General features: G+C 41.5%; 27 protein-coding genes, 3 tRNA genes and 1 other annotated feature. Of the genes, 4 read left to right on the top strand and 26 right to left on the bottom strand.

From position 1 onward, the window contains the following. Positions 1-10: 10 nt before the first annotated feature. From PHA78_RS05725 to PHA78_RS05820, 20 genes are all read right to left on the bottom strand, one after another. Positions 11-319 (bottom strand): DUF4298 domain-containing protein, encoded by a 309-nt coding sequence (locus PHA78_RS05725; RefSeq protein WP_105151656.1) that lies wholly within the window; start codon positions 317-319, stop codon positions 11-13. Continuing rightward, positions 319-966 carry a pyroglutamyl-peptidase I gene (pcp, locus tag PHA78_RS05730; protein WP_272158545.1) on the bottom strand — a complete coding sequence of 216 codons (648 nt, stop codon included), beginning with the start codon at positions 964-966 and terminating at the stop codon, positions 319-321. The genes PHA78_RS05725 and pcp overlap by 1 nt, the downstream gene beginning before the upstream one ends. Further along, positions 963-1724 carry a class I SAM-dependent methyltransferase gene (locus PHA78_RS05735; protein WP_272158546.1) on the bottom strand — a complete coding sequence of 254 codons (762 nt, stop codon included), beginning with the start codon at positions 1722-1724 and terminating at the stop codon, positions 963-965. The genes pcp and PHA78_RS05735 overlap by 4 nt, the downstream gene beginning before the upstream one ends. A 189-nt stretch (positions 1725-1913) precedes the next feature. Further along, positions 1914-2183: a hypothetical protein gene (locus PHA78_RS05740; protein ID WP_105107114.1), complete on the bottom strand. Its 270-nt coding sequence runs from the start codon at positions 2181-2183 to the stop codon at positions 1914-1916. A gap of 63 nt (positions 2184-2246) precedes the next feature. Then, entirely contained in the window at positions 2247-2621 is a 375-nt protein-coding gene (locus PHA78_RS05745; protein ID WP_153051782.1) for a hypothetical protein, read from the bottom strand. A 155-nt stretch (positions 2622-2776) separates the two neighbouring features. Beyond that, complete coding sequence (gene carB / locus PHA78_RS05750) at positions 2777-5956, bottom strand: carbamoyl-phosphate synthase large subunit (protein WP_272158547.1); 3180 nt, start codon at positions 5954-5956, stop codon at positions 2777-2779. Positions 5957-6778: 822 nt separating this feature from the next. After that, positions 6779-7855: a carbamoyl phosphate synthase small subunit gene (locus PHA78_RS05755; RefSeq protein ID WP_024377830.1), complete on the bottom strand. Its 1077-nt coding sequence runs from the start codon at positions 7853-7855 to the stop codon at positions 6779-6781. 535 nt (positions 7856-8390) lie between these two features. After that, the gene (locus tag PHA78_RS05760; RefSeq protein WP_024377831.1) at positions 8391-9314 is read right to left on the bottom strand and encodes an aspartate carbamoyltransferase catalytic subunit; all 924 of its coding nucleotides are present in this window, start codon (positions 9312-9314) and stop codon (positions 8391-8393) included. 55 nt (positions 9315-9369) lie between these two features. After that, positions 9370-9891, bottom strand: a complete 522-nt coding sequence (gene pyrR / locus PHA78_RS05765) for a bifunctional pyr operon transcriptional regulator/uracil phosphoribosyltransferase PyrR (protein ID WP_024376075.1) — start codon at positions 9889-9891, stop codon at positions 9370-9372. A 204-nt stretch (positions 9892-10095) separates the two neighbouring features. After that, complete coding sequence (locus PHA78_RS05770) at positions 10096-10647, bottom strand: Pr6Pr family membrane protein (protein ID WP_272158548.1); 552 nt, start codon at positions 10645-10647, stop codon at positions 10096-10098. Between the two features lie 144 nt (positions 10648-10791). Next, a complete protein-coding gene (locus PHA78_RS05775; protein WP_012775074.1) occupies positions 10792-11130 on the bottom strand; it encodes a zinc ribbon domain-containing protein YjdM in 339 nt (112 codons plus the stop codon). A gap of 80 nt (positions 11131-11210) precedes the next feature. Continuing rightward, the gene (locus tag PHA78_RS05780; protein ID WP_024377833.1) at positions 11211-12104 is read right to left on the bottom strand and encodes an RluA family pseudouridine synthase; all 894 of its coding nucleotides are present in this window, start codon (positions 12102-12104) and stop codon (positions 11211-11213) included. Continuing rightward, the gene (gene lspA / locus PHA78_RS05785) at positions 12088-12552 is read right to left on the bottom strand and encodes a signal peptidase II (protein ID WP_105096365.1); all 465 of its coding nucleotides are present in this window, start codon (positions 12550-12552) and stop codon (positions 12088-12090) included. The genes PHA78_RS05780 and lspA overlap by 17 nt, the downstream gene beginning before the upstream one ends. Before the next feature lies 1 nt (position 12553). After that, a complete protein-coding gene (locus PHA78_RS05790) occupies positions 12554-13459 on the bottom strand; it encodes a LysR family transcriptional regulator (protein ID WP_105096364.1) in 906 nt (301 codons plus the stop codon). Positions 13460-13530: 71 nt separating this feature from the next. Further along, positions 13531-13680 carry a transcriptional regulator gene (locus PHA78_RS05795; protein WP_079267758.1) on the bottom strand — a complete coding sequence of 50 codons (150 nt, stop codon included), beginning with the start codon at positions 13678-13680 and terminating at the stop codon, positions 13531-13533. A gap of 191 nt (positions 13681-13871) precedes the next feature. Continuing rightward, complete coding sequence (gene rpmA / locus PHA78_RS05800; RefSeq protein WP_009909754.1) at positions 13872-14165, bottom strand: 50S ribosomal protein L27; 294 nt, start codon at positions 14163-14165, stop codon at positions 13872-13874. Positions 14166-14211: 46 nt separating this feature from the next. Then, complete coding sequence (rplU, locus tag PHA78_RS05805; RefSeq protein WP_002941330.1) at positions 14212-14526, bottom strand: 50S ribosomal protein L21; 315 nt, start codon at positions 14524-14526, stop codon at positions 14212-14214. Between the two features lie 35 nt (positions 14527-14561). Then, positions 14562-14650 (bottom strand) — a sequence feature (ribosomal protein L21 leader region). A 67-nt stretch (positions 14651-14717) separates the two neighbouring features. Continuing rightward, the gene (gene brnQ / locus PHA78_RS05810; RefSeq protein WP_029185310.1) at positions 14718-16043 is read right to left on the bottom strand and encodes a branched-chain amino acid transport system II carrier protein; all 1326 of its coding nucleotides are present in this window, start codon (positions 16041-16043) and stop codon (positions 14718-14720) included. Between the two features lie 121 nt (positions 16044-16164). Continuing rightward, positions 16165-17382, bottom strand: a complete 1218-nt coding sequence (gene thiI, locus PHA78_RS05815; RefSeq protein WP_099778368.1) for a tRNA uracil 4-sulfurtransferase ThiI — start codon at positions 17380-17382, stop codon at positions 16165-16167. Between the two features lies 1 nt (position 17383). Then, positions 17384-18526, bottom strand: coding sequence for a cysteine desulfurase family protein (locus tag PHA78_RS05820; RefSeq protein ID WP_099806663.1), 1143 nt, complete (start codon positions 18524-18526; stop codon positions 17384-17386). Between the two features lie 112 nt (positions 18527-18638). On the opposite strand from PHA78_RS05820, the gene PHA78_RS05825 reads away from it, so the two are divergent. The 4 genes from PHA78_RS05825 to PHA78_RS05840 all read left to right on the top strand — a co-directional run bounded on the left by PHA78_RS05825 (position 18639) and on the right by PHA78_RS05840 (position 20590). Continuing rightward, the gene (locus PHA78_RS05825) at positions 18639-19061 is read left to right on the top strand and encodes a DUF6556 family protein (protein WP_099806662.1); all 423 of its coding nucleotides are present in this window, start codon (positions 18639-18641) and stop codon (positions 19059-19061) included. A 24-nt stretch (positions 19062-19085) separates the two neighbouring features. Next, a complete protein-coding gene (locus PHA78_RS05830) occupies positions 19086-19466 on the top strand; it encodes a hypothetical protein (protein ID WP_099806661.1) in 381 nt (126 codons plus the stop codon). Between the two features lie 574 nt (positions 19467-20040). Then, a complete protein-coding gene (gene mazE, locus PHA78_RS05835; protein ID WP_099806660.1) occupies positions 20041-20256 on the top strand; it encodes a type II toxin-antitoxin system PemI/MazE family antitoxin in 216 nt (71 codons plus the stop codon). Continuing rightward, positions 20246-20590 carry a type II toxin-antitoxin system PemK/MazF family toxin gene (locus tag PHA78_RS05840; protein WP_099806659.1) on the top strand — a complete coding sequence of 115 codons (345 nt, stop codon included), beginning with the start codon at positions 20246-20248 and terminating at the stop codon, positions 20588-20590. The genes mazE and PHA78_RS05840 overlap by 11 nt, the downstream gene beginning before the upstream one ends. A gap of 541 nt (positions 20591-21131) precedes the next feature. Here the strand turns inward: PHA78_RS05840 and PHA78_RS05845 are convergent. The 6 genes from PHA78_RS05845 to PHA78_RS05870 all read right to left on the bottom strand — a co-directional run bounded on the left by PHA78_RS05845 (position 21132) and on the right by PHA78_RS05870 (position 24230). Beyond that, positions 21132-22160, bottom strand: coding sequence for a threonine aldolase family protein (locus PHA78_RS05845; RefSeq protein WP_272158549.1), 1029 nt, complete (start codon positions 22158-22160; stop codon positions 21132-21134). 57 nt (positions 22161-22217) lie between these two features. Continuing rightward, positions 22218-22289: transfer RNA gene (locus tag PHA78_RS05850), tRNA-Arg, on the bottom strand. 37 nt (positions 22290-22326) lie between these two features. Then, positions 22327-23532: a 30S ribosomal protein S1 gene (rpsA, locus tag PHA78_RS05855; RefSeq protein WP_099778373.1), complete on the bottom strand. Its 1206-nt coding sequence runs from the start codon at positions 23530-23532 to the stop codon at positions 22327-22329. 123 nt (positions 23533-23655) lie between these two features. Further along, a tRNA-Gln gene (locus tag PHA78_RS05860) sits at positions 23656-23727 on the bottom strand. Between the two features lie 137 nt (positions 23728-23864). After that, positions 23865-23945 (bottom strand) — tRNA-Tyr (locus PHA78_RS05865). Positions 23946-23996: 51 nt separating this feature from the next. After that, entirely contained in the window at positions 23997-24230 is a 234-nt protein-coding gene (locus PHA78_RS05870; RefSeq protein WP_099806657.1) for a DUF2969 domain-containing protein, read from the bottom strand. Positions 24231-24270: the final 40 nt, after the last annotated feature.

Raw genomic sequence — 24270 nt, forward strand, 5'->3', positions numbered from 1 at the left:
TTCTCCACTCTTACACATCCAGTAGGTCTGCACATTCTCTTAGCTTAGTCGCCAATTCTTTTCTATCTACAAGCAGATTATAGACGCCATCCTCACTCAAGACACCGCAGGGAAGATTTTTAAATTTCCCTCTATCAGCAAAATCCATATCTTCTATGAAGGTTGGGCTTTGATAATACTCTAACAAGTCCAGATAAGCCGATTGGCTGGTTTCAACTTGTTCAAGGAGAGCCCGTATTTCTGAAGCGAGCTGGAGTTGACGATTAAATATGCTTTCCATCTGCTCAACACGTTGTCTGCTCTGCCATTTTCCATCCATCAATGCGTCGCCCCTCCTACAGTCTTGATGTCCTCCTTGTCCGCATAGGCTACAAGGGCTGAGATAGCGGCTTCAATCCCTTTGACAATGGTCTCGAGGGACATGGACGGCAGGCCAGGCTTGTCCACGACCTGCTCTGGAAGATAAGGTATGTGGAGAAAACCTGCCTTGGTTTTTGGAAATTGTTTCTCCGCCAGATAAAGCGCCTGATACATGAGATGGTTGCAGACAAAGGTGCCAGCAGTATTGGAAACAGAGGCTGGAATGCCCGCAGAACGAATGGCTTCTACCATGGCCTTTATAGGCAGGGTTGAAAAATATGCTGCTGGCCCATCTGGACGGATGGTTCTGTCAATGGGTTGCTGGCCCTCATTGTCTGGAATGCGAGCGTCATCTTGGTTAATGGCCACTCGCTCAGGTGTCAGATCTGCCCGTCCCCCTGCTTGACCAATGCAGAGCACTGCATCAGGTTCATGTTCTGCCATTTTTTCTTCCAAAACACGAGCTGCCTTGTCAAAAACCGTCGGAACTTCGACAATAATCATCTCCGCACCTGCAATGGTCTTGGGCAGAGATTTAATGGTTTCCAAGGCTGGATTGATAGCCTCGCCACCAAATGGATCAAAACCTGTTACTATGATTTTCATATTAACTCCTCCAAAATGATTTCTCCATAGTGAAATTTTTGATTGGGACGGATATGGCGAATAAAGCCAAATTCTTCAAATACTTTATCTCTAAAATGAGCCTTAATAATGATTTTCTTTCTGGCCACGCGCTTGCATTCGCTCAAAAATTCTTCAGATAGGGCTGTGAAATTAGCAAAGGGTTTTAGCCCATCAAGATTGTCAGACTCCGTAATCTCTTGCGAAAACATGGGGTCAAGGTAAATAACATCAACAGATTGATCCGCCTGTTCTTTCAAATATGTCAAACTATCTGTCCAAATAGTCTGGATAGATCGCATAGCTTGATTGACCTCTGATTTCCCACTATCAAACTCTTTTAAGCCCTTACTGACGATAAAATGAATGAGCTGAGAACTCTCCAAGGCTGTCACCTGATGACCTGCACTAGCCAGCACAATACTATCCGAAGCTAGGCCCATAGAGCAGTCTAGAATTGTTTTCCTGCCCTCCCCCACTAACTCCAAAAGTGGATCCCGACCAGACTTGATCCGTAACATAGCGGTATCGGGGTGGAAAAAGAGTTTTTGCCCTTCTTTTTGTTCAATGACCAATTGATTCTTGTAGACTACCAAGACTGCATCCGCTTGCTTTAGAAAGACCTTCACAGCTTGCTTCCGTCGGTCACAGTAGGCAATCCCCAACTCTTCAGCCAGATTTTTTGCCTTTTGGACCAAGTGCTCATCCATACCCAAACTTGTTGTAACGATTACTTTCATAGTAACTATTATAGCAAAATATACCGTTCTGAAAGAAATGATAAACATTACAAAGACACTTCTCCGTAACTAAAGGTGTAGCCATAGCTTCTCCTTTCAAAGTTTTGAGCAAAAAAACACCTGAAATAGGTGTCGGAATAAACTAAAACTCTGAGACAAAATCGAACCATTTCTAAGGCTTGGATTAACCTATGCATCCCACTCATCCGCTGCATTCAACTTATCCGCGTACATCCAAGTAAGACTTGCAAGAATGCACCCTAACATCATATACCAGAAAAAAGGTTGAAAAAACGCAGGAAGAACAAGAGCTGTTAAAATCATTTGAGTAAGCAAGCTGTAATCTACATCTACAATTATCCAATAAATAAAGAAACCAATGTATGGAATCCAAAGAAAGCACAAAACAAAGAAAATTTTAACATTACGTTCATATGCTTTTTCCTTTTCTAGGTTCATAGTCTCTCACCTCTCAACTCTCATTATACTGCATTTCAGAATGAAATCATTAACCACTCTCTTTTATTTAAAAAGTGTCCAGTAAAATAACAATAAAGGAATTGAACTCTCTGATTTTTTTGGAGACTGAGGCTCTTGCTGAACAAGAACTTCTTTGGAACGTTTGATTATCCGCGATTTTTTCCCTTTCAAAACATTAATTTCATCAAAAAATACATTAGTAAAAACCCAAAGAAAAATCCCTAGCATAATATACCAGAACAAAGGTTGAAAAACTGCTGTTACAATAAAACACATCGCAAATACTTGGAGAGGGATCGTCCAATCATGAGTTATCCAATAATGTAAGAACCAAAAGTAGGGAATCCACATCAGACATAATAGACAGAATATTCTATATGTCTTTGCTAATTTCTTTTTAGAAACTTCATCAATCATATCCTTGCACCTCTCTGCCTTCATTATACTCCAATTTCCTATAAAATCAATTAATATTAATAAGCAAACGACTTAAAATATAGAGATACAGTTCACTTGAAGCAAAAAAGACGACCTCTTGCGAAGTCGTCAATATTGCTAATTTGCTTATACTATTAAATTGCCTGTGTCATAAAGCTACGGCTTTCCAACACCTTAATCATGGCTTCTGCTGTATCAAGAGCTGTAAAGAGTGGGATACCTCCTTCAATAGCAGAGCTTCGAATGACTTGACCGTCGCCATCGGCCACCCGTTTTTTACCAACCGTATTGATAATAGCCTGGACCTTACCTGCTCGAACAAGGCTTGGAATATCTTGACAAGCTACATCGCCCAATTTGCCAACAGTTGTTACGGATAGTCCCTTATCAGCCAGATAGGCAGCTGTGCCAGCCGTAGCCAGCAGACCATAACCAAGTTCATGGAAGCGTTGGGCAAGTCCAAGAGCTTCTTCCTTGTCTTCATCCGCAATGGTAAAGACTACATAACCAAATTCAGACAGGTGTTGGTAGCTGGCCTCAAAAGCTTTATAAAGTGCTTTCTCCAATGTCAAGTCCGACCCCATGATTTCACCAGTTGACTTCATTTCAGGTCCCAGCAAACTATCTACTTTTGCTAGTTTCGTGAACGAGAAGACTGGTGCCTTGACGTGAACTTGCTTGCTCTCAGGATAAAGACCGTCTTGGTAGCCAAGTTCCGCAAGGCTTTGTCCCAAAATCAATTTGGTTGCAACCTGAGCCATTGGAATGTCTGTGACTTTGGACAAGAATGGCACCGTACGACTAGCACGAGGATTGACCTCAATGACATAGACCGTTTCATCCTTGATGACAAACTGGATATTCATCATACCGATACAGTTGAGACCAATTGCCAAGCGTTTGGTGTAGTCTGCAATGGTCGCCTGCACTTCTTTGGACAAGGTTTGTGGCGGATAAACGGCCATAGAGTCCCCTGAGTGAACCCCAGCGCGCTCGATATGCTCCATAATACCCGGAATCAAGACATCCTTACCATCTGAAATAGCATCCACTTCACACTCACGACCGACGATGTAAGAATCCACCAAAACTGGGTGCTCTGGCGAAGCCTTGACCGCAGTTCTCATATAAGAACGTAAGTCCTCTTCATTTTCGACAATCTCCATAGCACGACCGCCCAAGACATAAGAGGGACGAACAAGTACCGGGAAACCAATTTTGCGGGCCGCTTCAAGAGCTTCCTCTTCATTGGTTGCGGTTTGGCCTGGTGGCTGTGGAATCCCTAGGTCTTTCAGGGCTTTTTCAAATAAATCCCTGTCTTCAGCTCTATCCAAATCCGCCACCTGTGTCCCCAAGATTGGAATACCTGCTTTGGCCAATGGCTCTGCCAAATTGATAGCCGTCTGGCCACCGAACTGAACGATAACCCCTTTTGGTTTCTCAAGGTCAATCACATTCAAGACCTCTTCCAAGGTCAACGGCTCAAAATAAAGCTTGTCCGAAACCGAAAAGTCAGTTGAGACCGTTTCAGGGTTTGAGTTCATAATGATGGCTTCGTAGCCAGCCGCTTGAATTGCTTTAACAGAATGCACCGTCGCATAGTCAAACTCCACACCCTGACCGATACGGATTGGACCAGAACCCAGCACCAAAACAGATTCTTTTTCTGAACGAATTGACTCATTTTCCCACTCATAAGTTGAATAGAAATAAGGTGTTGAACTTTCGAACTCAGCCGCACAGGTGTCTACCATCTTGTAAACAGGGACAATTTTGTACTCTGTCCGCAGTTGACGAATGTAGGATTCTGTCCGTCCCCAGAGTTCCGCAATCTTGCGGTCTGCAAAACCGTATTTCTTGGCTTTTTTCAATAAATCAATATTATCAAAATTCGTTGCCAATTCCTGCTCGATTTCTAAGATATGAAGCAGCTTGTCAAGGAAGAAGACATCAATTTTCGTCAATTGAGCCAATTCTTCAATGGTATAGCCACGACGAAGGGCTTCTGAAAGATAGAAGAGCCGGTCATCTTGAGCCTTGACAATCTTTTCAACCAGTTGGTCATCTGTTACTTGGCTGAGTTCAGGCATTTCATTGTGGTAGACACCGATTTCCAAAGAACGACAGGCCTTGAGCAAACTTTCTTCGATATTGCGACCAATAGCCATGACCTCACCAGTTGCCTTCATTTGCGTTCCAAGGCGGCGCTCCCCTTTTTCAAACTTATCAAATGGGAAACGTGGAATTTTTGCCACAACGTAGTCAAGTGCAGGCTCAAACATGGCATAGGTCGTTCCAGTAACAGGGTTCACCATTTCATCCAAGGTCAAGCCAACTGCGATTTTCGCAGCTAATTTGGCGATAGGGTAGCCCGTTGCTTTTGATGCCAAGGCAGATGAACGAGAAACCCGTGGGTTTACTTCAATGACATAGTATTTGAAACTATGTGGATCCAGCGCCAACTGCACATTACAACCACCTTCAATTTTGAGGGCTCGGATAATACTTAGACTGGCATCGCGTAGCATCTGGTTTTCAATATCCGAAAGCGTCTGTGTTGGGGCAAATACGATAGAATCTCCTGTATGAATTCCCACAGGGTCAAAGTTTTCCATGTTACATACGACCAAGGCATTGTCGGCCGCATCGCGCATCACTTCGTATTCAATTTCCTTGAATCCAGCAATTGAACGCTCAATCAAACACTGGGTCACTGGTGATAATTTCAGACCATTTTCTGCAATTTCACGCAGTTCTTCTTCATTGGCACACATACCACCGCCAGTACCACCCAACGTGAAGGCTGGGCGAACAATGACAGGATAGCCAATTTCAGCAGCAAATTCCAAGGCTTCTTCAACTGTCGTCACAATGGTTGACTCAGGAATAGGCTGATTAAGGTCTTCCATGAGTTGTTTGAAGAGGTCACGGTCTTCTGCTTGATCAATTGCAGATAGTTTTGTGCCTAAGAGTTCAACCCCAAGTTCATCTAAAATACCAGCCTTAGACAATTCCATGGCCATGTTGAGACCAGTCTGACCACCCAGGGTTGGCAAGAGAGCATCTGGACGCTCCTTCCGTAAAATCCGTGTGACAAATTCAAGCGTGATTGGCTCAATATAAACCTTATCTGCTATTTCCTTGTCTGTCATAATGGTCGCAGGGTTTGAATTGACCAAGACGACACTGTAGCCTTCTTCCTTCAAAGCCAAACAAGCCTGAGTCCCAGCATAATCAAACTCCGCAGCCTGACCGATAATAATCGGACCAGAACCAATCACCATAATTTTCTTAATATCCGTACGTTTTGGCATAATGTATGATACAAAGCCCGTTAAGAGGACAAAGCGAAAATAGGAAACGCGACGCTGATGCTTCAAGCATCAAGACGACGTTTATCTTTTTCGCACAGTCCTTAGGGCGTGTTCGAATAAGAAACTCGAACCTGTATCTTCTCCTTTCTATTTTCTATCTCTCCGGATAGAATTAAATAATAGTCCGACGCAGTAAGGTTTAGCTCGATATTAGGTAAACCTTACGGCTAGTGTCAGCGTTAGCAAAGGCCCCATAGGACTTTGCGTAGAAGGACACATGCCTTAGCATGAAGTCCGACTTGCTCTGACCGACGTGAGAAAATGGATTCGACATTAATCCATTTTCGAGCTAGTGCAAGGAATAGCCTTAAAGTATATCACCATTTCTAAGAGCAGGTGTCAACATCTCAGCGCAGTGGTTGATTGGCTTAAATAGTCCGGGGGACTGTTTAAGGTTGGAGATAGGATTTGCAAAGCAAATCTCAGCAGTTCGTATTCTATACTCCAAATTTAACTTCACTGATGCGAACTTTGTTCGCTCTATTCCCAACTTCCAACTGTCTCCCAGACAGTTGGAACTATGCGGGGGTGGGAGTGAAACAGTCTGGGAATAGACTGTTTCAGCTCAACAACTAAAAATAAAGACTTGTTGATGAACTCTTTTTTACTTTTCGAGTTCTTTCCCACTCCCAGGCGTAGGGAAATGAGTTGCTTGCACCCTTTGACCCGTCCCTTGCTTTTCTATTTATCGCCTCTCTAAGCGACACTAAATAACTGACATTCGGCAATAAAGTGTTTTCTAAATTGTAAACAATAGATTTATTATCTTGCCTGGAAGCCATCCATCAATTCCATAAATTCGTCAAACAAATAGCTGGCATCATGTGGACCAGGTGCAGCATCTGGGTGGAATTGAACAGAGAAACCTGGATAGTACTTGTGGCGTACCCCTTCTACTGATTTGTCATTGATTTCTTCATGAGTTATCATTAAACATTCAGGTAAATCTTCACGAGCCACTGCATAACCGTGGTTCTGACTGGTAAAATCCACTCGACCAGTCGCAATTTCACGAACAGCATGATTGAAACCACGATGACCAAATTTCATCTTGTAAGTTGTAGCCCCATTAGCCTTGGCGAAGAGTTGGTGGCCCATACAGATACCAAAAATTGGAATCTTGCCAAGAATACCACGAATCATATCCAAGGCTTCAGGAACATCATCTGGGTTACCAGGACCGTTTGACAGCATGACGCCGTCTGGATTAAGAGCCAATATTTCTTCTGCTGTCGTATCATAAGGAACAACCGTCACATTGCAGTCGCGTTTGGCTAATTCACGAAGAATAGAATGCTTCAAGCCAAAATCAACCAGCACAACACTACGTCCAATTCCAGGCGCAGGATAGGCGGTTTTGGTAGATACTTGCTGGATGTTGTTGGTAGGCAAAACAGTCGCTCTCAATTGATCCGTCAAATGCTCAACGGAATCACCAACATTTGCCAATGTCGCCTTCATGGTCCCGTGCTGACGAATAATTTTAGTCAAGGCGCGTGTATCAATTCCTGAAATTGCTGGAATTTTCTTAGCCTTTAAAAATTCATCCAAGGTCATCTGGTTACGCCAGTTACTTGCCCTACGAGCCCATTCACTAACCACAACCCCCTTACAGGTCGGATTGATAGATTCATAATCATCACGGTTGATGCCATAATTCCCCACCAAAGGATAGGTAAAGGTTAAAATCTGACCATTATAGGACTGGTCTGTGATTGATTCCTGATAACCAGTCATACCAGTCGAGAAAACCAACTCACCAGTCACATCCATATCAGCACCAAAGGCCTCACCTTCAAAAATAGTGCCATCTTCCAAAATTAAACGTCTTTTTGACATAATCTATGATACAAAGCCCGTTAAAAGGACAAAGTGAAAATAGGAAATTCGGCGCCGACGCTATCGGCGTCAAGTCGATATTTATCTTTTTCACACAGTCCTTAGGGCGTGTTCGAATATAAAAATCAAATCTTACTCGAACCTGTACCTTCTCCTTTCTATTCGTCGCCTCTCTGGGCGACATTAAATAAGATAAGTCCGACGCCGTAAGGTTTAGCTCGATATTAGTTAAACCTTACGGCTAGTGTCAGAGGTAGCAAAGGTCCAATAGGACTTTGCGTAGAAGGACACATGCCTTCCATGTAGTCCGACTTACTCTGACCGACGTGAGAAAATGGATTCGATAATAATCCATTTTCGAGCTAGTGCAAGGAATAGCCTGACCTCCATAGAGGCAGGCGTAGGGAAATGAGTTGCTCGCAACCATTGACCTGTTCCTTGCCTTTCTATTCGTCGCCTCTCTGAGCGATATTAAATAAGATAAGTCTAACAAATTTCTAACTGCTCAGTTCTAAGGTACCTGAACAGCTTACTTTTAAGCCTTGCCATTGACAATTGCTTCCAAAATCGCCATTCGGACAAATACACCATTTTGCATTTGACGGACAATACGTGATTTTGGCGCCTCTACCAATTGATCATCAATCTCAACATCTCGGTTAACAGGAGCCGGATGCATGACAATAGCACTATCTTTCAAGCGTTTGTAGCGCTCCTCTGTTAAACCATGCAAACTGTTATAAGTTTCTTTAGAAAAACCACCATCACCATCATGACGCTCGTGTTGCACACGGAGCAACATCAGTACATCTACCGTTTCCACAATATCATCAATATTCACATGCTGACCATAGACATCAAATTCCTCTGCGTACCATTCCTCCGGTCCAGCAAAGAAAATCTCAGCTCCCAGCCGTTTCAAAATTTGCATATTGGACTTAGCAACCCGTGAGTGTGTAATATCACCTGCAATGGCAATCTTCAAGCCTTCAAAAGTTCCAAATTCTTCATAAATAGTCATCAAATCAAGTAGGGATTGGCTTGGGTGTTGACCTGAACCATCACCACCATTGACAATTGAAGTCTGAATGGTAGGACTATCAATCAATTGCTTGTAATAATCCACTTCCGAGTGACGAATCACGCAGATGTCTACCCCAAGTGCTGACATGGTCAAAATGGTATCATACAAGGTTTCACCCTTATTGACTGAGCTGGTACGAGCATCAAAGTCAATCATTCCCATATCCAAACGAAGCTCTGCCATTTCAAAAGACTTATGCGTCCGAGTTGAATCCTCAAAGAAAAGGTTAGAAGCATAGTACTTCCGATCCAACTCTACCTTTTCACCGCGTTTAAAAGCAATACCACGTTGAATGAGTCCCAATACTTCTTCATTTGAGAGGGTCTCCATTGTAACCAAGTGTTTGAGTGAAACTTTACCATTTGTAATTGTCATGATGATACCTACCTTTATGATCTAGATGTAGAATGAGAATTTGTAAACGAAGCGACTATGCACCTTCAACCAGAAGGACAGAATCCTGACCATCGATTTCAGCCATGTGAACGATGATTTCTTCCGAACGACTAGTCGGAATGTTCTTCCCAACATAGTCCGCTCGAATAGGTAGTTCTCTGTGACCACGGTCAACTAAAACAGCTAGACTAACGCGAGCAGGTCGCCCCAAGGACACTATGTTGTCAATAGCAGCACGAATAGTTCGTCCTGTATAGAGCACATCATCTACCAAAATAACATCACGGTCATTCACATCAGCAGTCATGCTTGTCGTATCTTCTTCGACTTTTACATCATCACGGAAAGGTTTGGTATCCAATTCACCCAGTGGAACATCAATACCCTCCAGCTGTTTGAGTCTTTCTTGGATACGCTTGGCAATGAACACACCACGTGTTTTAATACCTGCAAGAACAATATTTTCCAAATTTTTGTTCCGCTCGATAATTTCATAAGTGATACGGGTAATAGCCCGTTTCATGGTCATATCATCAACGATTTCTTTTGTCTTCATAAAGACCTCCAAAAAATATAGAAAAAAGTCCCCTTTACACAAGGAGACTATGAAAATATAGGCTAGTAATTCGACTAACCTGCTTAACACACTACTCCTTGTCTGCCTCTCTGGACAGGATTTAAAGGATTTATTAAGCAGAGTATAGCATAAAATCTCAGCCTTGACAATTTTTTTCTAAAAAAATATAGAAATTATCGGATTTTACTGAGAATTTTTTCCAAAAGACAATGAAGTCTTAAGGTTTATGGATTTTAGTCCCGCCAATAGAAAACCGCAGACTAGATAGGCGACAAAGATGACTCCAGCATAAGTCAAAACATAGGTCCAACCATACTTAGGGACATTGAGAAAGAAATAAGCAAAAGGACTGTCCTTAGCATCTGGGATTGGAATTTTTATGAAAAGACCATTCACTAGACCAAAAATCATGTAAAGAACAGGCAAAAGCGTCCACCAAATCGGGTCAAACCACTTGTACTGTTGCTGACGATCTACTATTAGGGTATCTAACAAAAAATATAAGGGAACAATATAATGGCAGAGTAGATTTTCAAGTCGCCAGAAATCGTCTGCCAAAGGCGCCAACATAAAGTGATAGACTACACAAGTAATCATGATAGACATGGTTACCGCTGCCTTTATCCGAAGAAAACGTGACGTCTGTAAATCCACACTTTTACTCATGGCATAGACCATATAGACAGCAAACAGAGATACCAATAAATTAGATTGTACCGTATAATACATGAGCATGCCGATACCGTATTTAATGATTTCTAGAGCAGTTCCCGTAATCGCTAAAGCAGCCAGTAAACATCTGCTATAAAATAAAAAAACTTTGATTCTTCATACTATCCTTTCAAAAACAGGAAAAGACTGGTTAACCAGTCCTCTCTCTTAGATTTTCTTAACAAATTCAGATTTTAACTTCATGGCACCAAAACCATCGATTTTACAATCAATATTGTGATCGCCTTCAACGATACGGATGCCTTTAACACGTGTACCTTGTTTAAGGTCCTTAGGCGCACCCTTCACTTTCAAATCTTTGATAAGCGTCACAGTATCGCCGTCCGCCAAACGATTACCGTTAGCATCAATTGCAACAGGTCCACTTTCTTCCTCAGCTACATCTGCTGGGTTCCATTCGTATGCACACTCAGGGCAAACCAAGAGGGCACCGTCTTCATAGACATATTCAGAATTACATTTTGGACAATTTGGTAAAGTTTCCATTCTTACTCTCCTTAACATTTTTCATGTTCTAGTATAGCATTTGTTGAAAAAATGGGCAAGATGATAAGGTTTTCATACTATTATTCAGCCTTGCGCAGTTTTTCAAGTGCCTCCTGAAAAATAGCTGGCGCTTCTGCCGTAAATTCAACAACCTCACCAGTTCTCGGATGGGTAAATCCAAGCGTTCTGGCATGAAGAAATTGCCCATGCCCTTTTAGTGTTTTCCTTGGGCCGTAAGCTTCATCACCCGCAACCGGATGACCAATATAAGCCATGTGGACACGAATTTGGTGAGTTCGTCCTGTTTCCAAGGTCAATTCCACCAAAGTGTAGTCACCAAAACGCTCCAAAACCTGAAAACGTGTCACCGCTTCTTTCCCTTTGGCAGTCACCGCTTGTTTCTTGCGGTCTTTTTCAGAACGACCAATCGGCGCCTCGATTACTCCGCGATCGTTTGGTAGATTGCCGTGTACAATGGCCCAATACTTACGAAGGGATTTCTTATCTTTCAATTCAGCAGCAAGCTTTGTATGGGCATCATCGTTTTTAGCAATCATGAGCAAGCCAGATGTATCCTTGTCAATCCGATGGACAATACCTGGTCGCAAGACACCATTGATGCCTGACAAATCTTTTACGTGATAAAGGAGAGCATTGACTAGCGTTCCAGACGTGTGACCAGCCGACGGATGAACGACCATCCCTTGAGGTTTATTTACAACAGCAACATCCTCGTCCTGAAAGACAATCTCTAAAGGAATATCCTCAGCAACATAGTCGATTTCTTCTACTTCTGGAATTTGATAGGTTAGAACATCCCCAACCTGCACACTGTATTTGGCTTTTTTGGGTTGTCCATTAACCAAAACCTGACCAGCCTTAATCTGCTCATTTGCAACCGAACGAGACAAATCCGTCAAATCCGACAATGCCTTGTCCAAACGAATGCCACCAATCTCAACTCTTACTTCCATTACTCTCTTCTTTCATAATACAAATAAACAAAATTCCAACACCGACATTCAGACACATATCCGCCACATTAAAAACTGGGAAACTGATAAAATCCAAGTGAAACATGTCCACCACATATCCCAATCTAAGACGATCAATAAAATTCCCCAGGGCTCCAGCAATCATCAAAGCCAGACTAAATAAGGTCCACAGGTTGCCCTTGATTTGCTTCACATAATACCAAATCAAACCAGTCACAGCTACAATTGTCACAATCGTGAAAAACCACTGCTGATTTTGTAAGATAGACCAAGCCGCTCCATAATTTCTCAAATAGGCCAAACTCATAAATCCTGGAAGAAATGGCTCAACCGTATCTAATTCAATATTGGCAACTGTCCAAGCTTTTACAAACTGGTCCAAACCTATCAAAACAACTGCCAGAATTGGAAATCCAAACTTTCTCATACTAACCTTTCTTCGCATCAAAATATTGATGCATCATTTCAATAAAATCTAAAGCACATTGGCTTAATTCTGAATCAGCTCGTTTGACATAGACCATGCGATTGTCTACCTTTCCTTTGAGAGGAATTACGGTAATGCCATTGACACTCTCGTCATCAAGATAGCCCGAACCAGTTGCATAGGCATCCGTACGCTCCAAAATTCCATTCAAAGTCGCACGGTCTGTCACATCAAACACAACCGAGGAATCCGACGTATCAATCAAGTTCTCGGAATAATAAAGATAAGCCTCTTTTTCTTGAGTGAACCGTACGGTAGGTAGACCTACCAAATCTGCCGGATCAATCTCAGCTTTCTTTGTCAAAGGATGATCTTCACGAAGGTAGATATGAGTCTGAAATGCAGACAAATCTACAGCTTGCAAGTGAAGTTTATCCAATTTCTGCATGATTCCTTTTGTATTTCTCTCGTTCAAATAAATAATACCAAGCTCGCTATAACCTTGAGCAACCTCATCTAAAATCTGTACTGTAGTCGATTCAAAAATGCGAAAATGAGGGTACTGCGGGTGGCTACGCGAGAACTCCGTAATCAGTGGGGGAAGAAAATCATAATGCTGACTTGAAATTGAGAAAGTCTTCTCACCTTCCTCAGGTTGCAAATAGAGATGCTCAAACTGATCAAATCCCTTAACTAAAGCCTGAGCTTTCTCATAGAATTCCATCCCTTTTTGTGTCAAAAAAGTTCCTGAACTAGTTCGGCTAAAAATTTGAAAACCTAACTCTTTTTCCAAATCACGAATGGAAATGGACAAACTAGGCTGGGAAACGTACATTTTCTCTGCTGCTTCCCGAAAAGTACCACTGTTGGCAATGGCTACAACGTAGCGTAATTGTTGAATATTCATAGCTGATACCTCTTAAAACTGCTTCTACCATTATATCAAAAAAAGCAAGAATTTGCTGAACTCTTGCGTTTTCATAAATAGACTATTCTTCTCTTATATAACTTCCAGGTTCCCAATTTCTCTTCTTCAACTGCAATTTGAAAGGCTTTGGAATTTCTGTTCGCCAAATCATCGATGACTAATTTTACTAAGTTGGAACCCGTACCACTTCCTCTGAATATTTCATCTACTACTGAATGTAGAACTTATAGGCAGTGCAACAGTGCAGAAAGCAAAATATTTTTATCCTATAGAGGAGATATTGCCGTCTTGAATCACTTCTATCGTACACTTTTAAAAATAGCAAAATCAAATTACAAAAAAGACTCTCCGAAAACAACTCGGAAAGCCTATTGTAAAGCCATTTTCAGACTTATTTTGCGATTGGGTAAACAGATACTTGTTTCTTATCGCGACCTTTACGTTCGAAGCGTACAACGCCTTCTACTTTAGCGTAAAGAGTGTCATCTCCACCACGACCTACGTTAGCTCCTGGGTAGATTTTTGTACCACGTTGGCGGTAAAGGATTGAACCACCTGATACAGTTTGGCCGTCAGCAGCTTTCGCACCAAGGCGTTTCGCTTGTGAGTCACGACCGTTTGACGTTGAACCTCCACCTTTTTTGTGGGCCATAAATTGCAAGTTAGCAAGATTCAAGTTTAACATATGTTATTCCTCCGAATTTCTGTAATGATTGCTTCAAGCTACGCGATTAAGCGTTGATAGCGTTGATAACAACTTTTGTGTAAGGTTGACGGTGACCTTGTTTGCGGTGGCTACCTTTTTTAGGTTTGTACTTGAAGGTAACAACTTTTTTCTGTTTACCTTGTTTTTCAACAGTACCAACAACAGTAGCGCCTGCTACGAGTGGAGTACCCACAACAGTTTTCTCACCACCAACAAGAACTACTTCTTCGAAAGTAACTTCTTGACCTGCTTCAACGTTCAATTTTTCAACGTAGATAGCTTGACCGACTTCAACTTTAACTTGTTTGCCGCCAGTTTTAATGATTGCGTATGTGCTCATTATGCACCTCCTATGATTTTTGGGCCTTGCCCGAATTTGATGTGAAGACTCGCCTAGTACCGTGGGACGAACCACTTACTCTACTCTCAACGAAAGAACGGCATTCGTGCGGTTGCACAGGATGTGTGCATAGTCAACACTCCTATTATAACAAAAACACCTGCAAATGCAAGTGTTTTGTATCATTTTTCTTACATTTCGAAAACTTCGCTCTCCTGCTTGTTTGGTAAGAACAGAGAGAGGACGATTCCGACAAGAGCTGGTAATAACCATGCTAATGATTGTCCGGCCAATGGCAGAGCTGAGATGATTTTTGAAACAGCAGTCCAGTTGAATTGTCCTGCTAACACTTCTACCAATGACAAAGCTGTCACTAGTCCCACAGTTAATTGCATACCGTAAGTAGAAAGCGGTACAAATTTGTTAACAATGGTAATCAAGACAATACAGATGGTAATTGGATAGAGAACCAAAAGAACTGGAACTGAGAAGGTGATGATATTGTTCAAACCAAGATTGGCAATCCCAAAACCAATCAAGGTAAAGACGGTCGCATATACTTTGTAGCTAAAACGTGGAAAACGCTCAGCAAAAAATTCACCTGAAGAAACAATCAAGCCAGCCGTTGTCGTAAAGCAAGTAACGATAACCATGGCAGCTAAGAAAATTTGTGCACCTGGTCCAAAAATAGCCTGTGTTGCTTGCGAAAGAATATAAACACCCTTATTGGTATCAGAAGCCAAAACATCAGCAGGCACAGGAAAATGATTTCCTAAGAAAGCCAAACCGACATATAGAGCTGAGAAAGCTAGGGCCACAACAAGACCAACTGACCAAATGGTAGATACATATTCTTTCTTGCTGGAGAAACCAAGTTGTTTTAAGGTATTGACCGCTACAACACTAAAGGCGATTGAGGCAAGGGCATCAAGGGTGTTGTATCCTTCAATAAATCCTGTACCAAATGCCTGTCCAGCTGAATAGGCTTCTGCTGCTGGTAGTGGACTAGTCGAACCATACTTAAAGATACCCAGCACCACCAGAATCACAATCAGAACGGCAAATACTGGTGTCAAAATACGACCAATACTGTTTAAGATTTGAGATGGATTGAGGGCAATCAGATAAGCTGCCACAAAGTAAAGAGCTGTAAAGCCAAACAACCAGAGACCCAGATTCGCATCGCTCAACAATGGCGCAATACCAATTTCAAAGGACGTTGTAGCTGTACGCGGAATAGCAAAGAAAGGACCGATAGCCAAATACAAGGCAACAAGATAAATCGTTGCAAAAGTCGGTGAAATCTTGCGAGAAATCTCATGTACATAACCTTTTGGGTTTAAGGCACCGACAATCAAAGCAACGACAGCAATACCGACACCCGATACGACAAATCCTAAAATAGCAGGCCAGAAATTCTCACCTGATAGCACACCAAGTGCAGGTGGGAAAATCAAGTTTCCTGCACCAAAAAACATACCGAACAGAAGTAATCCTGTTAGGGCTCCTTTTTTCATAAAAACTCCTTTGTTTTTTTCTGAAGTCTTATTATATCATACAAATTCAATTTTTCCGAACGATTCGAATTAAAAAATCCAGCAATAACTGGATTTAAATGTATGTCAAAACAATTGAATTCTACAGTAAGTCTTCAATCAAACTATCCACTTCGTCTTTCACTTCTTCTTTCGGTGTGATTTCAGTTACGATAATCCCAGCCACCGCTCGGTCCACCAAGCCTTCCACATCCATGCGGGCTTCGTACTGCTCCACATTTTTAATCTTAGGATTAGTCTTTGGACGGTCAGGGGCAAAGATGGTACAGCAATCCTCAAATGGCTGAATGGAAATATCAAAGGTATCAATTTCTTGAGCAATATCAATGATTTCCAACTTGTCCATGGTAACGACTGGACGGATAACAGGTGTATTTGTCACCGCATTGATAGCCTGCATGGATTCCAAGGTCTGACTTGCCACTTGTCCTAGACTTTCACCATTGATAATAACCATGGCACCACGCTCTTCCCGTACTCGGTCTGTAATTCGCATCATGAAGCGACGTGTCAAGGTCATCAAATAAGCTTCAGGTGCTTTTTCCTTGATTTCTTCCTGAATTTCTGTAAACGGCACTTCGATAAAGGTGATATTACCACCAAAGGCTGTCAATTTACGGGTCAAATCATGGGCTTTTTTTAGAGCACCTGGGCTAGTATAAGGAGGACTTGCAAAATGCAGAGCTTCGATTTCAACCCCACGTTTCAGTGCTAAATAGCCCGCAACAGGCGAATCAATACCACCTGATAACATAAGCGTTCCTTTTCCAGATGTTCCAACTGGCAGACCGCCTGCCCCCTTGATTTCTTCATGAGAAATATAAGCAGCATCAGGACGGATTTCCACTCGCAAGGTAATATCTGGTGACTTCATCTGTACCTGTACATTTGGAATAGCTGTAAAAACCGCATCTCCAAGGACTTGGTTAAGGTCACGACTATCCAATTCAAAATTGTGGTCACTACGACGTGCTGCAATCTTGAAGGTCATCCCTTCCTTGTAAATGGACTGCATAATCTCCGCAACCGCTTCTTTCAAGGCTGGAACTGACTTTTCAATCTTATAAGACGGTGCAAAATTTTGGATCCCAAAAATCTTCTTCAAAGAAGCTGAAACTTCCTGATAATCCGCCCCATTCAAATAGACATGACCACGGTCACGGTCAAAATAAACGGTCACTTCTGGGTAAACAGAAAGGACATGCTTGATATTATTGCGGAGTTTGTTGACAAACCGCATCTTGTTTTTCCCTTTAGTTGACAATTCGCCATAGCGAATCATAATTTCTGAATAGTTCATACTACCTTACTTTCTGTGTGTTTTGATAAATTTGTTTGAAAATCGTGAGGAATTGTTCGATTTGCCCCATATCGTTGTCATCGTCCAAGCTGATACGGACGGCAGTTTGAGCCAACTTCTGCGGAACACCCATAGCAATCAGTGTTCCAGCCGGTTTTCCAGCCTTGGACGAGCAGGCTGAGGTTGTCGAAATGTAAATCTGGTGGTCTTCAAAGGCATGGACGATGACTTCACCACGGATATTTTTAATCCCAAAAGTCACAATGCTTGGCACAAAGTCCTCTAGTCCAGAAAAAACTGTCACATCGTCGTATTTGCCCAATTCATCCACCAAAATCTGCTTCATGGCTACAAGTCGCTTCTGGCTGTCTGTCGCCTTGTCCAAGGTCAAGCGGAGCGCCTTAGCCGTTGCTGCAATACCAGCCACATTTTCAGTTGTTGAGCGTTTGTCGCTTTCCTGTCCTCCTCCTGTCAATAGCGGAGCGATTTTCTTGCCAGCTTTGACATAGACGAAACCTACTCCTCTGACAGAGTGGAATTTGTGACCTGAAAAACTAGCAAAATCAACTCGGTCTGTTAGATACCGTTCCGTTGGCACCTTGCCGATTGCCTGTACCGCATCCACATGGAAGGAGATGGTCGGTTTATCAGCTAAGAGCTGGGAGATTTCCTGAATGGGCTGAATAGCACCAATTTCATTATTAACAGCCATGATAGAAACCAGTGTGGTATCTGGACGAATCAAGCTTTCTAAGGCTGAAACATCCACAAAACCTTGGGCATTGACCGGAGCCAAATCCACCTCAAAACCTTGCGTTTTGAGCCAAAGTGCAGACTCTTTTACAGCCGGGTGTTCAATAGCTGATACGATAATATGCTTACCAAGATGTGCCTTTTCAAAAGCCACGCCCTTGATGACCCAGTTATCACCTTCTGTACCACCTGAGGTGAAAAAGATTTCCTTGCTGTCCTTGCCGAGAAGCTCTCCTATTTGCTTGCGAGATGCCTCTAAAATCCGTGTCGCCTGGCTACCAAGATTATGCAGACTAGAAGGGTTGCCCCAAATTTTTGTCGCCACTTCCGTATAGGTCTTCAACACTTCTGGATAGACCTGGGTGGTCGCTGCGTTGTCAAAATAAATCATTTCTTCATTCCTTTGTTTGCAATAGTCCTATTTTATCACGTTTTCATGCCTTTCGCCAATCTTTAAGATAGTTTTAAAATTGGTTTTTTATGATGAACTTGGAGGATAGCATATGAAATCAACAAATAGAAAAGAACATGGTTCTGCCTTAACAAAACTACAAAAATTTTTAACCTTCATTGGCTCAATTTTAGGGATTGTTACTGCCTGTATCACAATCTATACTTTTTCAATAACATCTAATGCAACCACTACTAATCCCAGCAGCTCAGTGACCACAGTATCTTCAATCAATCAAATAGGAGAAAACAAAAGTGTGATAATCCCAATCACTGAAATAACATCTCCGAATGAAAATACAGTAGCTCTACCACAGAGAACAAGGGTTCTTCAGACGTCACAGAAACTTCATCTAGTCAAGAAATCCAAACGAGTACAACAGAAACGACGAGTAGTACTGAAAACTCTACTGAAGCATCCACAAGTTCCTCCCAAGAATAACCAGATAAGTATTGCACAACTGCTCTTGGTTTGATATACTAAATCTAGGAGGTGCTGTATGAAATACTTTATTATCAGGATACCTATTTTAGTTTGGTTATTGTTATTTTCATTCATTGAAATCTTCCTGCTAGCATCATTTTTACCAGAACCGTTTAACACCTATTCTCTTCTTCCCATAGTTATCTTATCTAGCTGTGCAGTTAGAGTATCGAATGAAGTCAAAGAAAGACATGGACAATACACTCCATTCAAAGAGTTATGGTGGGCGGTACTTGCTTGGATTATCTTGGGTATCCTTTTCGGATTGACTGTCCAGGCCCCCCTATCAAAACACCTTATCTTTATCATCAAAGCAATTTTAGGAGGAATAGGCTACCGCCTTATTGAACGCTATACCGTCTATCGCTATCACTATTTACAGACGAAAAAAGAGTAGGTCTAAAACGGGCTATTCCCAGACCGTTTTAGTCCCACTCAACCAATGCGTCAAGTTTAACTATTGAGAAGAAACTAGTGAGGTCAGGACTTTTGTCCCAGCCTCATTTTAGTTTTCTAATATGTTTTTCTTGTAATTCTTTCTTGATACGCCTATTCATAGCCCCTCCTTTCTAAAATTTATAATCTCTTAGTGACCATATCACACTTTTTACTAATAAAAATCAATTTTATAATGTCCTAAATCTTTAAACCATCAATCACGAACACATATAAAAGTCTTGACAAACCATTTCTTTAATTTTCTTAGTTGATACATACTCCCTCCTATTTTTCTCAAAAAAAGCCCCCTTTGGGTGCCCCAATCAACTCTACTTAACCAAAGCTAAAGCCTTTCTTGTGTTCGGTCTTATTCTCTCATAAAACTGGCAGTCATCATCTGTGACATCCAAATATCTCATCCCTGGAACGTCGACTAGTAGCTACCTAGTTTTTCAGTCATTTTATACCTCTTTCTATTTGACTTCCCTCTTTATTTTGTATATACTCAGTGTATACGAATAGGAGGATATATTATGAATACTGTTAAAACGCGTAAAGTTGGTAACTCGCTTGCAATCACCATCCCAAAAGAATTAAATGTAGATGAAGGCAAAGAATTTATCGTCTATAAGGGCATTGATGATGTCATCGTGCTTGCACCTAAAATCCCAAATCCATTTGATGACATGGAACCGTTCGTCATGGACAACGACTTTGAAGGCGTGGTATTACTTGACAATGAAGGATAATTATATACCTCAAAAACAAGACATCATCTGGATTGACTTTGACCCATCAGTAGGAAAAGAAATCCAGAAACGCAGACCAGCCCTTGTCGTTTCCAGTCAAAAGTACAGCCAAATGACAGGATTTGTTGCTGTCTGCCCCATCACTCACGGTGCAAAAGCTTTGGAAAGCCGTGGCTTATCTGTCCCTATCCATTCTGACAAGGTAGATGGGGCTGTCAATCCAATGCAGCTCTATACCTTCGATTTCAGGGCACGAAATGCCAGTAAAATCACCCAGCTAGACACTTGGACTTTTCAAAAAGTCGTCCAACTTTACAACTACATTTTCGACTAGAGCCAAACGGCTCTTTTTTTATCGCTCCACGTTAACAAATCATGAGAATCATCACACGCCCCTTAATCTTTCACACTTATCCAAGTATCGCAAAAACTCTGAATAGACATTTCCTTCTTCACTATGTTTATAATAATTTCAAATTCGTGCTATTGTTTTAAGATAAATCAAATTTCCTTCCAAATGATTGTAATGTCTGGAAAGCATACCCAAGATATCTCAATACAGGCTACGGGGGCAATCTAAGGAAAAGACTGTTCATCAGAGCCTCAGATATAACAAGTAAGAAGGGTATTAGGAAGATAGCCACAATCAACTAGCAACTCCAAATAGCCTCAGACATACCTATATCAGCTATCCAAAACAAAAAGCAATTGACATCATGACCATCTCTAAACTGATTGGACATAAAGATAAGACTTGTACTCACCTTTTCCAAGAACAGAAAAAAATGACTTTGAGAAAACAGACAAGGATTCTAAAATTTTTTGGACAAATTTTGGACAAGATACAACTTTTGTTCCTGCCTCATTTTAGTTTTCTAAAGTATTTTTCTTAAATCATCAATATCTTCTTGGCTAGTTGACCAGCTAGTCGCAAAGCGGATGATACTGTGACTATCGTCATATTTTTCCCAGAAACTGTAAGCAATACCTGATTCAGACAATTTCGGCAACTCTTCATTTTTGACGATGACAAACTGCTGATTGGTCGGTGATTTGAGATAGAATTGAAATCCTTTTTCTTCCAAAATCTCTATAAGCTGCTCTGCCATTGCAATAGCATGACGACCTAATTCAATATATAAGTCACCAGTGAACAATCGATCAAACTGGACCCCAATCAAACGCCCCTTAGCCAACAGAGCACCGTGATGTTTGACAATAGATACAAAATTCTTTGGCTGATTATTCTTTGTAAATACAAGGGCTTCTCCCAACAAGGCACCAAGTTTTGTCCCGCCAATGTAGAAAACATCTGTCAGCTCTGCTATAGTCTGCAAATCAAGATCAGTATCGCGTGCAGCAAGCCCATAGCCCAAGCGAGCACCATCTAAAAAGAGCGGAATATTGTGCTGCTGGCAAACTTTGGACAAGTCTTCTAACTCAGTTTTGCTATAAAGCGTACCATATTCAGTCGGGTGGGAAATATAAACCATTCCTGGATGAACCATATGAGCATGGTTAGCATCAGCATAGAAATCTTTGATGAAGTTATCAACCTCACTTGCCGTTATTTTCCCTTCATGATGCGGCAGTGTCAAAACCTTGTGACCAGAAAATTCAATGGCACCAGCCTCATGTGTAGAAATATGACCTGTATCTGCGGCAATCACACCCTCATAAGAAGCCAGCATGGAATTGATGGCAATCTGATTGGTCTGAGTACCGCCAGCCAGAAAAGTGATTTGAGCTTGAGGACAAGCAATCGCCTGACGAATTTTCTCAATAGCTGACTGAGAATAGAGATCTGTTCCATAGCCAGATAAACCTTCTTGGTTGCTAGTAACCAGGGCTTCGATCAGAACTGGATGGGCACCTTTGTTATAGTCATTTTCAAAATGTAACATCTCACAACCTCCGAAATAAGTAAAATAAAAAGCCTGATGATTCAGGCTTAAAACTAATCCACCCTGAGGGAATCGAACCCCCATCTCAAGAACCGGAATCTTACGTGATATCCATTACACTAAGGGTGGAAAGTAAAAACTTGCACTAGGCAAGTTTTTATATGAATTACAATTCAATGTCACCGAAAAGGTCAGCCATTGAGAAACCAGATTGTGTTTCTGGCAATTCGTAATCACGTTTTTCTTCACGTTTTTGACGACGTGGACGTGGAGCACGTTTTTCAGCTTTTTCTTCGCCTTCAGCTGCTGCTGGACGCTCTTCCAAAGCTTTAATAGAAAGTGATACACGCTCATCAGCAGCGTTCACTTCAAGAACTTTAACAGTAACTTCTTGACCTACTGACAAAGCATCTTTTGGATTCTCAACACGTTTGTGTGAAATTTGTGAAATGTGTACCAAACCATCGATACCTGGCAATACTTCAACGAATGCACCGAAGTCAGTCAAACGTTTTACTTTACCTTCGATTACATCACCAGCTGCCAATTTTTGCTCAACGCCATCCCATGGACCAGGCTGTGTAGCTTTCAATGACAATGATACGCGACCTTCAACTTCGTCAATTGCAAGAACTTTAACTTCAACTTCTTCACCAACTGTTACAGCTGATTTAGGAGATACGTTACGCTCGTGTGACAATTCAGTCAAGTGTACCAAACCATCTACACCACCAAGGTCGATGAAAGCACCGAAGCTTGTGATACGTGCAACTTTACCAGTTACAACTTCACCAACTGCCAATTTACCAAATACTTCAGCACGTGCAGCTGCAGATTCTGCTTCAACAACGTCACGACGTGACAAGATGAAACGGTTCTCAGCAGGATCAACTTCTTTGATTTTAGCATCAAATTCTTGACCAACGAAACGCTCAGTATTACGAGTGAAACGGCTGTCGATCATTGAAGCTGGGATAAATCCACGAAGACCTTCAAATTCAACTGCAAGACCACCTTTAACGGCACGAGTTACTTTAACAGTAACAACTTCTTCTTCACGACCAACAAGTTTGTCCCATGCTTTACGTGCTTCCAAACGTTTTTTAGATACAAGATATGTAACAGTGTCTGTATCTTTACCAACAACTTGGCGAAGTACTAACAATTCAAGTGTCTCACCAACTTTAACAAGGTCGTTGATATCAGCATCACGGTCGTTAGTCAACTCACGAAGAGTCAATACGCCTTCAACACCAGTACCTGAGATAGCTACGTTTGCTTGACCAGCATCAACTGTCAAAACTTCTGCAGTTACCACATCACCAGGTGTAACTTCGCTTACACTGTTCAACAAATCTTCAAATTCGTTCATTATAAAAAAACCTCCGACAATCAGGTCTTTCGACCCAACATAAAATATATTTTATTTAAGGCACACGCAAGGACAACAACAATTAGACATCTTTGACGAACTAGAATTTATCTAGTACCTTGACTGGGGTAGCTGGATTCGAACCAACGCATGAGGGAGTCAAAGTCCCTTGCCTTACCGCTTGGCGATACCCCAAAAAAATTTTCTAAGATAGTATTCTGAAATGAGCTCGAGCTAAACGCTGTATAAAAAAGATAAGTCGCCTAGCAAATCAGGATTTGCTGTCAACTTCCTATTTTTACTGTGCGTTTGATGCCGTAGTATCTTAGACATGGAAAGAGAGGGATTCGAACCCCCGAACCCGAAGGAGCGGATTTACAGTCCGCCGCGTTTAGCCTCTTCGCTATCTTTCCATACACTAACAGTCACTATTCTAACATAAAATAGTGACTATTACAAGCCTTTTAGTGACTTAAATTATAATTTTCTATGATATTTCCAACTGCTTTTTCTAGTTTTTTATAAAAGCTTTCTGTATTGCCATTTTTTACAACAGCAAAATTATTTTCTGCCAATTCTGCAATTTCACCGATAACTTTTTTACCAATTACTAAGCGGTAACCAGCAAACTCTTCCTTATTAACCAAGACTTTGCTATCTTCAATTTGAATTTCAATTTTTTTATCTTTTTTACTCATTTTCAAACCTCACTCTTACTATTCTACAAAAAAATAGAAG

The sequence above is a fragment of the Streptococcus sp. HN38 genome (genome assembly GCF_028335765.1).
GTDB classification, from domain to species: Bacteria; Bacillota; Bacilli; order Lactobacillales; family Streptococcaceae; genus Streptococcus; species Streptococcus suis_P.

What these genes read in the sequence shown, in the direction of transcription:
- PHA78_RS05725 (WP_105151656.1), bottom strand. Translation starts at nt 319, where the DNA reads ATGGATGGAAAATGGCAGAGCAGACAACGTGTTGAGCAGATGGAAAGC.
- pcp (WP_272158545.1), bottom strand. Translation starts at nt 966, where the DNA reads ATGAAAATCATAGTAACAGGTTTTGATCCATTTGGTGGCGAGGCTATC.
- PHA78_RS05735 (WP_272158546.1), bottom strand. Translation starts at nt 1,724, where the DNA reads ATGAAAGTAATCGTTACAACAAGTTTGGGTATGGATGAGCACTTGGTC.
- PHA78_RS05740 (WP_105107114.1), bottom strand. Translation starts at nt 2,183, where the DNA reads ATGAACCTAGAAAAGGAAAAAGCATATGAACGTAATGTTAAAATTTTC.
- PHA78_RS05745 (WP_153051782.1), bottom strand. Translation starts at nt 2,621, where the DNA reads ATGATTGATGAAGTTTCTAAAAAGAAATTAGCAAAGACATATAGAATA.
- carB (WP_272158547.1), bottom strand. Translation starts at nt 5,956, where the DNA reads ATGCCAAAACGTACGGATATTAAGAAAATTATGGTGATTGGTTCTGGT.
- PHA78_RS05755 (WP_024377830.1), bottom strand. Translation starts at nt 7,855, where the DNA reads ATGTCAAAAAGACGTTTAATTTTGGAAGATGGCACTATTTTTGAAGGT.
- PHA78_RS05760 (WP_024377831.1), bottom strand. Translation starts at nt 9,314, where the DNA reads ATGACAATTACAAATGGTAAAGTTTCACTCAAACACTTGGTTACAATG.
- pyrR (WP_024376075.1), bottom strand. Translation starts at nt 9,891, where the DNA reads ATGAAGACAAAAGAAATCGTTGATGATATGACCATGAAACGGGCTATT.
- PHA78_RS05770 (WP_272158548.1), bottom strand. Translation starts at nt 10,647, where the DNA reads ATGCTCATGTATTATACGGTACAATCTAATTTATTGGTATCTCTGTTT.
- PHA78_RS05775 (WP_012775074.1), bottom strand. Translation starts at nt 11,130, where the DNA reads ATGGAAACTTTACCAAATTGTCCAAAATGTAATTCTGAATATGTCTAT.
- PHA78_RS05780 (WP_024377833.1), bottom strand. Translation starts at nt 12,104, where the DNA reads ATGGAAGTAAGAGTTGAGATTGGTGGCATTCGTTTGGACAAGGCATTG.
- lspA (WP_105096365.1), bottom strand. Translation starts at nt 12,552, where the DNA reads ATGAGAAAGTTTGGATTTCCAATTCTGGCAGTTGTTTTGATAGGTTTG.
- PHA78_RS05790 (WP_105096364.1), bottom strand. Translation starts at nt 13,459, where the DNA reads ATGAATATTCAACAATTACGCTACGTTGTAGCCATTGCCAACAGTGGT.
- rpmA (WP_009909754.1), bottom strand. Translation starts at nt 14,165, where the DNA reads ATGTTAAACTTGAATCTTGCTAACTTGCAATTTATGGCCCACAAAAAA.
- rplU (WP_002941330.1), bottom strand. Translation starts at nt 14,526, where the DNA reads ATGAGCACATACGCAATCATTAAAACTGGCGGCAAACAAGTTAAAGTT.
- brnQ (WP_029185310.1), bottom strand. Translation starts at nt 16,043, where the DNA reads ATGAAAAAAGGAGCCCTAACAGGATTACTTCTGTTCGGTATGTTTTTT.
- thiI (WP_099778368.1), bottom strand. Translation starts at nt 17,382, where the DNA reads ATGAACTATTCAGAAATTATGATTCGCTATGGCGAATTGTCAACTAAA.
- PHA78_RS05820 (WP_099806663.1), bottom strand. Translation starts at nt 18,526, where the DNA reads ATGATTTATTTTGACAACGCAGCGACCACCCAGGTCTATCCAGAAGTG.
- PHA78_RS05825 (WP_099806662.1), top strand. Translation starts at nt 18,639, where the DNA reads ATGAAATCAACAAATAGAAAAGAACATGGTTCTGCCTTAACAAAACTA.
- PHA78_RS05830 (WP_099806661.1), top strand. Translation starts at nt 19,086, where the DNA reads ATGAAATACTTTATTATCAGGATACCTATTTTAGTTTGGTTATTGTTA.
- mazE (WP_099806660.1), top strand. Translation starts at nt 20,041, where the DNA reads ATGAATACTGTTAAAACGCGTAAAGTTGGTAACTCGCTTGCAATCACC.
- PHA78_RS05840 (WP_099806659.1), top strand. Translation starts at nt 20,246, where the DNA reads ATGAAGGATAATTATATACCTCAAAAACAAGACATCATCTGGATTGAC.
- PHA78_RS05845 (WP_272158549.1), bottom strand. Translation starts at nt 22,160, where the DNA reads ATGTTACATTTTGAAAATGACTATAACAAAGGTGCCCATCCAGTTCTG.
- rpsA (WP_099778373.1), bottom strand. Translation starts at nt 23,532, where the DNA reads ATGAACGAATTTGAAGATTTGTTGAACAGTGTAAGCGAAGTTACACCT.
- PHA78_RS05870 (WP_099806657.1), bottom strand. Translation starts at nt 24,230, where the DNA reads ATGAGTAAAAAAGATAAAAAAATTGAAATTCAAATTGAAGATAGCAAA.